We start from the raw sequence: 13,243 nt of genomic DNA on the forward strand, positions 1-13,243 counted from the left end.
GTCGCCCGACGATGGACGTACCCGCATGCCCGGCCGGGCCGGCCACCGGTCGACGCACAGGTCCGCGACCTGGTGTTGCGACTCGCGACGGAGAATCCTTCGTGGGGGCACCGCCGGATTCAGGGTGAGCTGGTCGGCTTGGGCTACCGGGTGGCGGCCAGCACGGTGTGGAAGATCCTCAATCAGGCCGGGGTCGACCCGGCACCCCGGCGGTCCGGACCCACCTGGAAGCAGTTCCTCTCTACCCAAGCCCACACGATCCTGGCCTGTGACTTCTTCACCGTCGATACCGTGTTCCTCAAGCGGATCTACGTGCTGTTCTTCGTCGAGATCGCCAGCCGCCAAGTCCACGTGGTTGGGGTGACCGCCCACCCAACCGGCGCCTGGGTGGCCCAGCAGGCACGGAATCTGCTGATGGACCTCGGCCAGCGCGCAGCGCGGCTGCGGTTCCTGCTCCACGACCGCGATACGAAATTTACGGCCGTCTTCGACGCGGTGTTCACCGCCGCGGGCATCCAGGTGATCAAGACCCCGCCACAGGCGCCCCGGGCCAATGCGTTCGTCGAGCGGTGGGTGGGCACAATACGCCGCGAATGCACCGACCGGATGCTCATCGTCGGCGAGCGCCATCTGGCGGCGGTCCTCGACGAGTACGTGGCTCACTACAACGGCCACCGCCCACATCGTTCGCTGGACCAGCAGCCACCGAACCCGCCGCCACAGGTCGCAGACCTGAACGCCGCCGGGTCCAGCGACGCCCAATCCTCGGTGGCTTGATCAGCGAGTATTCGCAGGCGGCGTAACCTAAACTCAATTTTCGAGCCCGACAGCCGGCTACCGGATGGTCGTCCTGCCCCGGTTCGCCGTCGGCATGATCCTGGCCCGCAAGCTCACCGCCGCCGACAACCCCTATGACGCGATCTTCGCCTCCCGACGCGGCACCTGGCTTTCACCCAACAACGTCCGCCGTCAGTGGCGCCAGGCCCGCGCCGACACCGACCTCGCGTGGGTCACCCCCCACACCTTCCGCAAGACCGTGGCCACCCTCATCAAGGAGGAGACGGATACCAAGAGCGCCGCAGCACAGCTTGGGCACTCCAGCGAAGAGGTGACCGACACCTACTACATCGCCAAGCCCACCCAAGCCCCGGACGTCTCCGACATCCTTGAACGACTCGGTGCCCACCGCAACGGGCGCCCCGCACCCGACGCGCACAAAACGATGCACATAGATGACAAACCTGGTTGCCAACCCCGGTAAATGGGGGTTTTCGGGGGGCGGTTCAAAACTTCATAGAACAAAGTCAAAGCCCTGACCAGCGTTTTCGCTGGTCAGGGCTTTTTGTCTGTCGGGACGGCCGGATTCGAACCGACGACCCCTTGACCCCCAGTAGTCCGGTGGCCCAGCGGCATGCTCACGCACGTTTGCCCAGGTCCCCTGAAGCATAAACCGGCCCAGTAAAGGAGTCGTGCTGCTCTCCGCCCGCCACCAGCCTCGCCGACACGTGGCGCCACATCCGCTGGCGCTTGGAAGTCCGGCTCGGCGATCGTGACGGGTTCAGGATCGGAACACTTCCTGATCGGCGAGCACGGTATTGCGCCGTCACGGCGGCCGCGGCCAGCGGGATCAACCCGTACACCACCGCCTGCATGGTGACGTGGCCGGTGGGCCCGACGACGAGCCGGCCGTTGACCGCCACCATCGCCAGGTAGAGCAGCACCCACACCGTGGTGGCCGGGAGCAGGACCAGGGCCACCCTCAGCCACTGTCGTATCCATCGCGGGGACGGCGCCATCACCGTCGACGCCATCCGGTCCGGCAGCGCGAAGCAGACCGCCGCGGCCAGCGCGGCCGCGGCCAGTCGGAGGCCGGGCAGCGCGAGGCCCGCCACCGGCTCGGCGAGCAGCGCAGGTAGCTGGCTCAGCAACGCGAGCGCGGCCGCGGCCGCCAAGGGCACCAGGGCACCCCCGGGCGAGCGGCCCGAGCAGCATCCCCATGCGGATGGCGCTCACCGGCAAACTCGGCTGGTCCGACAGCTCGCTGCCGGTCGGGATCGCTGGCGGCTTCACGGTCACGCCCACCGGCGTGAGAGCCATTCCGGCCGGGTCCATGATCTGTGTCCGAGGCGCTGCCACGAAGGCGGCCGCCTCATCGTGCGACAGTCCTCAACGATGTGGGGATCGAAGTCGTGCTCACCGGCGTCCGGACGCCTCGCATGAACTCAATCATGGGTCCGGCAAGGGCAGGGTTAGTAGACGACGGACCAGCTTCCAGGCGGCTCAGTCAGCTCGGCCAGTTGGAAGCCCGCGGTCAACGACATCATGTCCATCGGGTCGAGGGATGTGCCGAGGAAGTCCCGCGCGAAGGGAAGCCACGGCGCTCGTGTGCGCCATAGAAGGCAGGTGACTCCGGCGACCACCACGTCGACAAGGTCAGCCCGGAAATGAGCCGTCCGCCAATGGAACGTGTCCCGACGTAACGTGCGTAGCGCAGACCCGTGGATCACCGAGACCCTACGCAGGTGTTCGATGAGCGAGAATCGCACCCCAGCGTGGATCTCGGCTGACCGGCTAGCCGAGGCGAGCTGCAGGCCAAAGCGCCACCACTCGCCGACGGGCAGGCCGGCCGGGCCGGCACTGCTCCAGTCCCGTGCTTGCGGTGCGTCGCCTAGTCTGTCGAGAAGGCCAGCCGCCTCTGCTCTGCCCTCGGGCGATCCAGCGACGGCGCGCAGCAGGTAGAGGTGCTGTACGGGCTCAGTAAGGGCCAGTCTGGCGAGGGCATCCTCGCCGGGGTTGTCCCCCGCGATAACCGCGGCGAGCAGCGGGACCGCGGTCAGTGCCGGCTCAGGGCCGGCCCCGCAGATCGCCTGAAGGAACAGGCCGAACGGCATCCCGAGCTGCCGGTACTGGCGTGCGGCGGCCAGCAGGTAGGCCCGCGCCTCGTCTGGCCGCACCGGAAACACAGCGATCGCCGCCTGGCGATACGCATCGGCCGCCTCGCGCACCCGCACGGATTCCGATTCGAAGGGAGCACGCTCGCCATTGCCGTGTTCGAGGGGGAACTCGTCGAGCGGGATGAGGTCGCTCGCCTCGGGATCGAGTGGAAACCGACGCAGCAGGTCGGCTGGACTCGGCGGCTCCGGCCAGGCGTCGGTGCCGACCATCTCGGCGTACCGGGCGAAGTACTGGGACCGCGCGAGCAGGCGCTCCGGGTTGAGGCCGAGTGGACCGGGCTCGGCTGGCGAGGTCACAGCGTGGCCCTCTCGTTGACCAGTGGTTTCGGGTCGAAGAACGTCGGGTTGACGTAGCCGTTGACTTTGAATCCGCTGGCGACCGGCACCCAGTTCTCGGCGGACAAGATTTGACGCGACGGCACGTGAATCTTCGCCGCCACCTCGCCCTCTCTGTAGTAGGGCGAATACGGGCGCGCGTGGTTCAGCTCGCGCAACTCCTCGGCGACGGCTGGGATCTGCGGTGCCGGGTTGATGCCCACGAAGACGTAGCAGGTGAATAGCCATCCCGCCACCTGACCCCAGTCGGTGGCGAACGCGAGAGCGGTCAGGCGTGCCGCGTGGCGGACGTTGCGGGCCAGCAGCGCGTCCCGTTCGACGCAGCCGGCCGACAGAGAGATGTACGCCGTCTCGTGGCCGACGCTGTCGTAGTCATGCAGGTGACTGTCGAGGTGGCGTTCGCTGAGCCGGCTGAGCGCATCGGCCATCGAGCGGATCGGCGTGTTGTGCCACAGCGAGCACACCAGGCCCTCGCCCCCGAGCAGGATCTGCCTGACGTCGGCATCAGAGATGCTAGGAATGCCCTTGCAGCACCACTGCACGATCATGTCTGCCGCACCTCCGCCACGAGGTCGGCCAGCCCGTCGAAGAACTCACTGGGCTGGTCGTATACGGGATGACCGCCCGGTGTGGTCGGCGCGGTGCGGCGGCCCACGTAGTAGACAATGCGCGGGGTCAACCCAAGGCCCGCCAGACGCTCCGGCAGGCGCAGCCCGTCGTCGGATGCTTGTGGCGGCTGCCGGCCAATGTCGCTAACCACGATGTCGTATTTGTCGGCCTGGGCGTAGGCGGCAGCCTCGGCGTTGGACGTTGCGAAGTCCACCTCACCGCCGAGCGCCCGAAGGGCCTGCGCCTCCAGCCGGTTGTTCTCCGGCATGTCATCGACCCACAAGACGCGCACTTTGCCGAGGCGGGCCGCCACGGGCGCAAGCTCATGGCGCGAGACCCGACGCTCCTCCTTCTCGGCGACAGCCTCAGCCATGAACTCGATGGCAAACCCCTCCGCGCCCACATTCATCCGCACGAACCGGCCGAGAAGACCACGGAGCTCTTCGGGGAAGCGGATAAGAAGCGCCACGAAGATGACCAGGAAGAGGGCCGTCACGCTAATCGGCCAAGCGAACGCGTCCATGAGGCCTCCGGCGGGAGGTGACACCTGCAAACGGTAGCCCGAAATCTACCCGCATTCGGCAGCGTGACCGTTACCCGACAGTGGCCAGCTTCGTCTCCACCACATCATGCAGTCGCGGCGACCTGCGCGGACGAGATCTTGGCAAGTGCGGCGCTGGCAGCCGCACGCCACCATGGCGCTCTGGCGAGACCTTCTCGAGTGACACGTGATGACCACTGACCATGCTGGCGATGGTGGCGGCCTGCGGTACGATTGCCGCCACCGGCGAACATCTCGGACTAATCGACTACGTCGTGATCGGCCGGAACGCCGAGAAAGCCGCGTCCTTCCCGGCCGCTCGGCCGGGGCCAGCACGACGTTCGCGTCGCGCAGCGAGCCCGCCGCTGCGGTCGAACGGCTGCCGGGGTTCCCGGTCTTCGGCCTGCCCGCGGTGGCGATCGGCGGCGTGCCCGCCTCCGTGGTCGCCGTCGAGGCGGAACGCTCCGACGGAGCCTGGTCCGGCCGGTCACAGATGACCATCCGGCTCAGCCACGCGCCGATCTCGGCTACGCGGGACTTGGGCTTCGTCGAAGTTGGCGCGGCGCGACTGGCTGTCGCCGGTGATGCTGACCTGGTTCTGGACCGGCCGCGGGGCTGCCATCAGCGTGCTCGCCTGCACGCTCCTTTCGTCGCCCACGGTTCGCCGGCGGCAGGGGCGACGACAAGCACGCGCCAAGGAGCCGTTTGAGACGCAATCAAGGGACCTTCAGCGGATCCGCCCGAGTCAAGCGGTCCGGAAGCGACATGCACGCGATCCGTGACGTCTGACGACATCGCGGAAGCCGGCAGACCCCTGTCATGAACTGCCAAGACGTGCGACGGTGCCGGCAAGCTCTACGCCTGCCGCTCCCCCCTTTGACCCCCAGTAGTCCAGTGGCCCAGCGGCATGCTGACGCACGTTTGCCCAGGTCGACTCAAGCATAAGCCGGCCGAGTAAAGGAGTCGTCGCACCACTCCCCGCCACCATCCCAGACGAGCAGCGCGGGGTGTCGTCGGCAGCTGCCGTGGGAGTTCATGTCGGAGGAGCGACACACGAACCAAAACCCAACGCGGACCACAGCTACGCGGCGTCATCCGGCGGTCCGCCAGCCCAAGTGGATCGTGTACAAGGTTGTGTCGGAGGCCCGACGTCGACCCGGCGTACACGATCGTCCCGACCGACGAAATCATGGTCAACTAGCCACATCGCCTCCGTTGACGGCTCCCACCGCTGACGGTGACGCCGAAGCCCGTCGCACCCATCGTGTCAGGGCGACTCCTGTGCACAGCGCCAGCAGGACGCCGACCGTCGCTCCACAACCGGGCCGGTCGAGGATCTGGCCTACCTTCCCTCCAGTCGCCGCAGCCAAGATCAACACTACCGGCCACGCCCACGGCGTGCAGTGAAGGCCGCGGCGCAGCAGGGGCAGAAGGGTCCGGCGCATCTCGCCGACCCTACTGAATGTGCACCTGCGGAGGATGGTCACGGCGGTCGCCGGCATGTCACTGTCGCCCGACGACGGCCATCCATGCCCCCCCCAAGGGAGAACCCGATGTCGGCGCCGGGCTCCACGCCACCGGGCTTCACGCCCCAGGGCGGCCTGCTACTCCGCTGCCCGGCCTGCGAACACGCGGCTAGAAGCATCGCCGGAAGCGTCTACGAGTGCGGCCCAGGGCACCGGTTCCAGGGAGGCCGGTGTGACGAATGCCGTGCACCTGCTGTCGAGTGGGAGGCCGTGTGGACGTGCACGCGGCCCGGTTGCGCTCAACACCGGCAGCGGTGACGGTCGCCAGTGGCCGGTGAGGGGAAGGAACCGCCTGGGTTCGGCGTCACTGCCATCGGGCGCTACTTCATCGTCGTCAGCTTGATCCCGTCCACCGTCTTCGCCGCCTACCTGCTCCTTCTCTTACGCACCGGAACATGGAGTGCCGCAGGCGTGGATCTCGACCGGGCGTTCCGGAATCTCGATCTAAGGGCGTTGGCCAGCCTGAGCGTGCTCAGCATTGCACTGGCAATCGCGATCCATCCCTTGCAGTTCGCGCTCATCCAGGCACTCGAGGGCTACTGGGGGGTGTCAGGGCTCGGCCGTCGGCTCGCGTCCGCCGGCATCATGCGCCACCGCAGGCGCGCCCGGGCGCTGCTTACCCGGCAGTTGGACGATGCTATGCCTGACGACACGGTCGGAGCCTACGACGCCGCGATCGACGAGCCGCCTGCCCGAAGCCCGATGGCTGCTCCCGACGTTGTGGCACGGCTCTGGTCGAGTCGGGAAGCCGCCCGCGTGGGCGCGGCCTATCCGCACCGCTTCGAGGATGTCATGCCGACCCGTTTCGGCAACGTTCTGCGCCGATACGAGACGATTGCCGGTCACATGTACGGGCTTGAGTCAATCACCGCAGTCACGCGGGTCATGCAGGTCGCAGCGCCTCGCGATGTCGAGTACGTGCAGAACCAACGGATGCAGATGGAGCTAGCCGCGCGTACCTGCGTCTTGGGCCTTCTCGCGGCTGCGGTCACGGCAGTGCTGATGTGGACAGAGGGCTGGTACCTCCTCCTCACGCTGGTCCCCTACCTCGTGGCGTTCGCCGCATATCGCGGCGCCGTCGTCCTCGCGCACGAGTACGGGACCGCTCTGGCGGTCCTCATTGAGCTCAACCGGTTCGCGCTCTATGAGCGCCTCCGACTGCCGCGGCCTAGCAGCTTGGCCGCCGAACGCCGCAGCGCCACCCAGCTAATCGAGATTCTTCGCCTCGACAGCGGCGGTGTGGTGAACCGTTACGACCGCGCGCAGCTGCGCTATGCGCATCCGCAGCCGGCCAGGTCGGATTCGACTACGCCGGGCGCTACCGCAACGACCACGCCTTCCGATCCGAGCTGAGCGCCGAAACCTCGACGGAGCGAGACTCCGCCTCGTGCGGTTAGGGCCGGGAGTACTCCTCGCGGAAGGCTTGCCCGGCAACGGTGATGCGGTGGCCGCCAAGGCCGAGGAGGAGCGCCCACAGCGGTAGCCAGACGAGGCCGAGAAGCCGTTTCCGAGGTCCTGGCCGAGGATTCTGAGAAACCTGTGGGGCTCGAAAATTGGGTCACGCCGGATGGCCTGCGGTTCTGCGCATGCCCAACGCCGCCGTGCCCGACACGATGGAGGGCATGAGCGCCTCGTTGGTATACCTGCTACTGCGCCAGGTTCTGCAGATGTTGACCCAGCTCGCCCGCGACGGTGGGGCCAAGGATGCGGAGATCCTCGTGCTCCGGCATCAGGTGGCGGTGCTACGCCGCCAGGTGAACCGACCCAAGCTTCAACCGGCTGACCGGTTGGTGTTGGCGGTGTTGTCGCGGCTGCTGCCCCGTCCACGCTGGTCGGTGTTCTTCGTGACCCCAGCGACCCTGTTGCGCTGGCCTCGGGAGCTTGTCGCCCGGCGGTGGACGTACCCGCATGCGCGGCCCGGCCGGCCACCGGCCGACAAGCAGGTCCGTGACCTGGTGCTACGACTCGCGGCGGAGAACCCGACCTGGGGCCACCGCCGCATCCAGGGTGAGCTGGTCGGCCTGGGCTACCGGGTGGCGGCCAGCACCGCCTGGAAGATCCTGCACAACGCCAGCATCGACCCGGCACCGCGCCGGTCGGGGGCAGACCTGGAAGCAGTTCCTGGTCGCCCAAGCCCACACGATCCTGGCGTGCGATTTCTTCACGGTCGACACCGTATTCCTCAAACGGATCTACGTGCTGTTCTTCGTCGAGATCGCGACCCGCCAGGTCTACGTCGTCGGGGCGACCGCCCATCCGAGCGGCGCCTGGGTGGCGCAGCAGGCGCGCAACCTGCTCATGCACCTCGATCAGCGTGCTGTTGGGCTGCGGTTCCTGCTGCGCGACCGGGACACGAAATTCACGGCGGCCTTCGACGCGGTGTTCGCGGCGGAGGGCATCGACGTGATCAAGACTCCGCCGCGGGCGCCTCGGGCGAACTCATTCGCCGAACGCTGGGTGGGCACCGTGCGCCGGGAGTGCACCGACCGGATGCTCATCGTCGGTGAGCGGCACCTGACGACGGTACTCGGCGAGTACACCCGCCACTACAACGATCACCGGCCGCATCGTTCACTGGATCAGCGGCCACCGAATCCTTCACCGCACGTCGTTGACCTGAACGGTGCCGGGTCCAACGGCAACCGATCCTCGGCGGATTGATCAACGAGTATTCGCAGGCAGCGTAGCCGAACCGACTTTACGAGCCCTACACGTCAGACCGGCAGCAGACGATAGGAGCTGTCGGCCAGGATGCCGCTCATCGAGGACAGGTCCCGGCCCTCCTCGACGGCTATGGCCGGCAGATGCACAACCGCCCCGACCCACCGGCCGGTCGGGGCGGAGTTCTGCTCTTGGTGACCGGCTTGACCTCTGCAAGATCAGCTGTACCTACTTCTGTACTCCAAGGAGTACCCCGACACGCAGCGACGTCCTCCCGCCAGCGCTGGACGTACGCCACATTCATCGTTACCAGCTCCGCCCATCATCGGCCGAACCGCCGGCAGCTGCTGCCCTGTGCCCGGCCGCCGCCGATCAAGTCCTTTCTGTCCGAAATCGTCTGCCGTTAAGAGGTCCAGCAGCGACCACAACGACGCCGACGCAGGACGCCTACCAGGCAATTCACAGCGGAGACAACCAAGATCGGCTCGCTAGACCACCCGAGTTAAGGGTTCCAGTAGCGCCTCACACGCCACCACATCGAGCCAGAACAATAAGCCGAGGGTCTCCGCAAGTCGCTGACCTGTGGAAACCCTCTCGCTGTCGGGACGGCCGGATTCGAACCGACGACCCCTTGACCCCCAGTCAAGTGCGCTACCAAGCTGCGCCACGTCCCGATGCCCCCGCGCGGTTTCCCCGCGACAGCCGGTACAGCTTAGCGCAGGATCTTCCCAACTCGCGCACGCCCCCTCCGCGTCGCCGACCTCACCGGTCACACCCGGTACAGCGTCCTAGGAGGGTGGGTGGTAAAGACGCCGGGCGGCCGCGAGGGCCGCCCGGCGTACCGCAGGAACAGGTCTAGCCGTGCGCCTTGCCGCGACCGCCGGGGCCGAGCTTCTTGCGCGGGCGTACGGAGATCTCCACCGGACTGCCCTCGAAGCCGAACTCCTCGCGCAGCTTGCGCTCGACGAAGCGCTGGTAGCCGGCGTCCAGCGGCGCGGTGGTGAAGAGCACGAACCGCGGCGGCGCGACGCCCGCCTGGGTGGCGAAGAGGATCTTCGGGGCCCGGCCACCGCGCACCGGGTGCGGGGTGGCCTGGACCAGCGCGGTCAGCCACTGGTTGAGCTGTGCGGTGGGCACCCGGGTCTCCCAGCTGGCCAGGGCCCTGCGCAGCGCCGGGGCGAGCTTGTCCACCGCCCGGCCGGTCATCGCGGACAGGTTGAGCCGGATCGCCCAGGGGATGCGGCGCAGCTCCCGCTCGATCTCCTTGTCCAGGTAGTACCGGCGGTCGGCGTCGACCAGGTCCCACTTGTTGAAGGCGATGACCAGGGCCCGGCCGGCCTCGGTGACCATGGACAGGATGCGCTGGTCCTGCTCGCTGATCGGCTCGCTGGCGTCCAGCAGCACCACCGCCACCTCGGCGGCCTCGATCGCCGCGGCGGTCCGCAGGCTGGCGTAGTACTCGGTGCCGCTGGCCTTGCCGACCCGCTTGCGCAGTCCGGCGGTGTCCACCAGCTGCCAGGTCTCGCCGCCGATCTCCGCGAGGCTGTCGACCGGGTCGACCGTGGTGCCGGCGACCGAGTCGACGACCGCGCGGAGTTCCCCGGAGAAGCGGTTGAGCAGGCTGGACTTGCCGACGTTGGGCCGGCCGACCAGGGCCACCCGGCGCGGGCCGCGGGGCCGGTTCTCGACGATCTTCGGCGCCTCGGGCAGCGCTGCCAGGATGGCGTCGAGCAGGTCGCCCGAGCCCCGGCCGTGCAGGGCGGAGACCGGGAACGGCTCGCCGAGGCCGAGCGACCAGAGCGAGGTCGCCTCCATCTCGATGGCCGTGTTGTCGGTCTTGTTCGCCACCAGGATGACCGGCTTGGCGCTGCGGCGCAGCATCTTCACCGCGGCCTCGTCCACATCGGTCGAACCGACCATCGCGTCCACCACGAAGAGCACCACGTCCGCGGTGGCGACGGCCGTCTCGGCCTGGGCCGCGATCGCGGCGGCCCGGTCCTTGGCATCGGGCTCCCAGCCGCCGGTGTCCACCACGGTGAACGCCCGGCCGCTCCACTGCGCGTCGTAGGGCACCCGGTCGCGGGTCACGCCCGGCACGTTCTCGACGACCGCCTGCCGGCGGCCGATGATCCGGTTGACCAGCGTCGACTTACCCACGTTGGGGCGGCCGACCACGGCCACCACAGGCTGCGGGCCGGACGGTTCCTCGGTGTCGAGGTCCGGCTCCCGCAGCTCCACCCAACCGCCGTTGTCCTCGGTCATGCGACACCCCGTTCGGTGAGCAGGTCGTGCAGCCGGGCGACGACCTCGTCGATGCCGAGCGCGGTGGTGTCCAGCACCACCGCGTCGAGGGCCTGCTGCAGCGGGTTGACCTTGCGGGTCGAGTCCAGCTTGTCGCGGCGGGCCAGGTCGGCGGCGGTGACGGCCACGTCGGCCGCGTCCTCGGCGCTGCGCCGCTGGGCGCGGGCCACCTCGGAGGCGGTCAGGTAGACCTTCAGGTCGGCGTCGGGCGCGACGACGGAGCCGATGTCCCGGCCCTCGACGACGATCCGGCCGGCGTTGGCGATCATCTCCTGCTGCCGGGTCACCAGCATCGCCCGCACGGCCGGCACCGCGGCGACGGCGGAGACCGCGCCGGTCACCTCGGGACCGCGGATCTCCTTGTCGATCGTCACGCCGTCGGCGGTGACGCCGTACCCCCGGGGGTCGGTGCCGATGCGCAGGTCCACCTCGCCGGCGACCTTGGCCACCGACTCGGCGTCGGTCAGGTCGACGCCCGAGCGCAGCACCGCCCAGGTCAGCGCCCGGTACATGGCACCGGTGTCGAGGTAGCGGGCGTCCAGGCTGACGGCGAGCCGCCGCGAGACGGTGGACTTACCCGAACCGGATGGCCCGTCCACCGCGACCACGCACCGCCCGGCCCGTTCGTTCTGCCCCACCGTGTTCCTCCTCAGCCCGTACCTCGCGGGTCACCGGTGTCTCCGGCGCCGTTGAGCGGTTGTTCATCGTCAATGATGCCCGCGGTCCCGTCCGGCCACGCGCGCGACGTCGCCGGGCGCGACCCGCGACACGCGCGGTCCGCCTCGGCCGTGAGGAAGCCTACCCTCACCGGTACCCGGAACGGGTCCGGTCAGTCGCCGACCGCCTTGAACAGCGCGGCGACCTCCGCGTTGGTCAGCCGGCGGGTCCGCCCGGCGCGCAGGTCGCCCAGTCGGATCGGCCCGATCGAGGTACGCACCAGCCGGGCCACCGGGTGGCCGACCTCGGCCAGCAGGCGCCGGACGATGTGCTTGCGCCCCTCGTGCAGGGTGAGCTCCACCTGGGCGGTTCTGCCCAGGGTGTCCACCACCTTGAAGGACTCGACCGTCACCGGGCCGTCCTCCAGCTCGACTCCGGCCAGCAGCCGCTTGCCCAGGTTGCGCGGGATCGGCCCGGCCACCTCGCACAGGTACGTCTTCGACACCCCGTACGACGGGTGCATGAGCCGGTGGGCGAGGGTGCCGTCGTTGGTGAGCAGCAGCAGGCCCTCGCTGTCCGCGTCGAGCCGCCCGACGTGGTAGACCCGCTGCTCCACCCGGTTGCCGAGGAAGTCGGCGAGCGCGGTGCGCCCCTTCTCGTCCGCCATGGTCGAGACGACCCCGCGGGGCTTGTTCATGGCCAGGTAGACCAGCCGGGTGTCGACCACGAGGCGCTCGCCGTCGACGTGGATCACGGCGGTGGCCGGGTCGACCTTGTCGCCGAGCTTCGCGACCCTCCCGTCGACGGTCACCCGGCGCCGGAAGATCAGGTCCTCGCAGGCGCGGCGGGAGCCCACGCCGGCGGCGGCCATCACCTTCTGCAGGCGTTCGCCCTCGGGCGCGTCGGTAGGGACGGTGCGGTCATCGCGTGGCATCGGCAAGCTCTTCTACGTCGTCGGGGAGGAACGGGGCGAGCGGCGGCAGGTCGTGCACCGAGTTCAGCCCGAGCTTCTCCAGGAACATGGTGGTGGTCCGGTAGAGGAACGCCCCGCTGTCCGGTTCGGTGCCGCACTCCTCGACCAGGCCACGGGAGACCAGCGTACGGATGACCCCGTCGCAGTTGACACCCCGGATGGCGGAGATCCGCGAGCGGGTGACCGGCTGCTTGTAGGCGATCACCGCGAGGGTCTCCAGCGCGGCCTGGGTCAGTCGTACCGACTGCCCGTCCAGCACGAACCGTTCGACGTAGGTGGCGTATTCCGGGCGGGTGTAGAGACGCCAGCCGCCGGCCGCCCGGCGCAGCTCGAAGCCGTGCCCGGCGGCGGTGTAGCCGGCGGCGATCTCGTCCAGCATCCGCCCGACCCGCTCGGCCGGCTGCTCGAGCACCTCGGCGAGGGTGAGTTCGCTGACCGGCTCGTCCACCACCAGCAGGATCGCCTCCAGCGCGCCGCGGAGCTCGGCGTCGTCGAGCTCGGGCGCGGGCTCCGGGGCGGCCGTCACCCGCCGCCGCCCCGTCGGCTGCTTCTTCGGTACGCCGCCGGCCGCGCCCTCCCCCGCCGGTCCGGCCGTACCCGCAGCCGGCTCGTCCGGGGTGGCGCCGCGATCATCCGCAGGAGCGGTGACGGCCGGCTCGTCCTCCGGCGCGGTGACGGCCAGCTC

The 13,243-nt window shown here is 69.0% G+C and carries 13 protein-coding genes, 1 tRNA gene and 1 pseudogene; 6 read left to right on the forward strand and 9 right to left on the reverse strand.

Translation table 11 applies throughout. The features are described 5' to 3' along the window. Window positions 1-72: 72 nt before the first annotated feature. From I8N68_RS33425 to I8N68_RS31550, 3 genes and pseudogenes are all read left to right on the forward strand, one after another. Window positions 73-120: pseudogene (locus I8N68_RS33425) on the forward strand (hypothetical protein); the annotation flags it as partial. 18 nt (window positions 121-138) lie between these two features. After that, the gene (locus tag I8N68_RS31545) at window positions 139-777 is read left to right on the forward strand and encodes an integrase core domain-containing protein (protein ID WP_234040955.1); all 639 of its coding nucleotides are present in this window, start codon (window positions 139-141) and stop codon (window positions 775-777) included. A 64-nt stretch (window positions 778-841) separates the two neighbouring features. After that, window positions 842-1,261, forward strand: coding sequence for a tyrosine-type recombinase/integrase (locus I8N68_RS31550; protein ID WP_200216766.1), 420 nt, complete (start codon window positions 842-844; stop codon window positions 1,259-1,261). A gap of 154 nt (window positions 1,262-1,415) precedes the next feature. Here I8N68_RS31550 and I8N68_RS31555 read toward each other — a convergent pair whose 3' ends face one another. From I8N68_RS31555 to I8N68_RS31570, 4 genes are all read right to left on the reverse strand, one after another. Next, window positions 1,416-1,958 (reverse strand): hypothetical protein, encoded by a 543-nt coding sequence (locus tag I8N68_RS31555; RefSeq protein WP_200216767.1) that lies wholly within the window; start codon window positions 1,956-1,958, stop codon window positions 1,416-1,418. Between the two features lie 291 nt (window positions 1,959-2,249). Further along, window positions 2,250-3,251: a hypothetical protein gene (locus tag I8N68_RS31560; RefSeq protein ID WP_200216768.1), complete on the reverse strand. Its 1,002-nt coding sequence runs from the start codon at window positions 3,249-3,251 to the stop codon at window positions 2,250-2,252. Next, entirely contained in the window at window positions 3,248-3,838 is a 591-nt protein-coding gene (locus tag I8N68_RS31565; RefSeq protein WP_200216769.1) for a hypothetical protein, read from the reverse strand. The genes I8N68_RS31560 and I8N68_RS31565 overlap by 4 nt, the downstream gene beginning before the upstream one ends. Further along, window positions 3,835-4,422 carry a hybrid sensor histidine kinase/response regulator family protein gene (locus I8N68_RS31570; RefSeq protein WP_200216770.1) on the reverse strand — a complete coding sequence of 196 codons (588 nt, stop codon included), beginning with the start codon at window positions 4,420-4,422 and terminating at the stop codon, window positions 3,835-3,837. Before I8N68_RS31570 ends, I8N68_RS31565 begins: the two co-directional genes overlap by 4 nt. Window positions 4,423-4,630: 208 nt before the next feature. Between I8N68_RS31570 and I8N68_RS31575 the strand changes: the two genes are divergently transcribed. The 3 genes from I8N68_RS31575 (at window position 4,631) to I8N68_RS33430 (ending at window position 8,627) form a co-directional block, all read left to right on the forward strand. Continuing rightward, on the forward strand, window positions 4,631-5,149 hold the full coding sequence (locus I8N68_RS31575) for a hypothetical protein (RefSeq protein ID WP_200216771.1): 519 nt from the start codon (window positions 4,631-4,633) through the stop codon (window positions 5,147-5,149). A 1,084-nt stretch (window positions 5,150-6,233) separates the two neighbouring features. Next, a complete protein-coding gene (locus I8N68_RS31580) occupies window positions 6,234-7,319 on the forward strand; it encodes a hypothetical protein (protein WP_200216772.1) in 1,086 nt (361 codons plus the stop codon). Between the two features lie 843 nt (window positions 7,320-8,162). Then, a complete protein-coding gene (locus tag I8N68_RS33430; RefSeq protein WP_307813051.1) occupies window positions 8,163-8,627 on the forward strand; it encodes an integrase core domain-containing protein in 465 nt (154 codons plus the stop codon). A 600-nt stretch (window positions 8,628-9,227) separates the two neighbouring features. Here the strand turns inward: I8N68_RS33430 and I8N68_RS31590 are convergent. The 5 genes from I8N68_RS31590 to scpB form a co-directional block, all read right to left on the reverse strand. After that, a tRNA-Pro gene (locus tag I8N68_RS31590) sits at window positions 9,228-9,301 on the reverse strand. A gap of 181 nt (window positions 9,302-9,482) precedes the next feature. After that, window positions 9,483-10,889: a ribosome biogenesis GTPase Der gene (gene der / locus I8N68_RS31595; protein WP_200216773.1), complete on the reverse strand. Its 1,407-nt coding sequence runs from the start codon at window positions 10,887-10,889 to the stop codon at window positions 9,483-9,485. After that, entirely contained in the window at window positions 10,886-11,566 is a 681-nt protein-coding gene (gene cmk / locus I8N68_RS31600) for a (d)CMP kinase (RefSeq protein WP_200216774.1), read from the reverse strand. The genes der and cmk overlap by 4 nt, the downstream gene beginning before the upstream one ends. Before the next feature lie 191 nt (window positions 11,567-11,757). Beyond that, the gene (locus I8N68_RS31605; RefSeq protein ID WP_200216775.1) at window positions 11,758-12,519 is read right to left on the reverse strand and encodes a pseudouridine synthase; all 762 of its coding nucleotides are present in this window, start codon (window positions 12,517-12,519) and stop codon (window positions 11,758-11,760) included. Then, window positions 12,506-13,243: SMC-Scp complex subunit ScpB (scpB, locus tag I8N68_RS31610; RefSeq protein ID WP_234040954.1), on the reverse strand; the 738-nt coding region annotated here is incomplete at its 5' end. The genes I8N68_RS31605 and scpB, both read right to left, overlap by 14 nt.

It is taken from the genome of Micromonospora coerulea, from assembly GCF_016598485.1.
Lineage (GTDB): Bacteria > Actinomycetota > Actinomycetes > Mycobacteriales > Micromonosporaceae > Micromonospora > Micromonospora coerulea.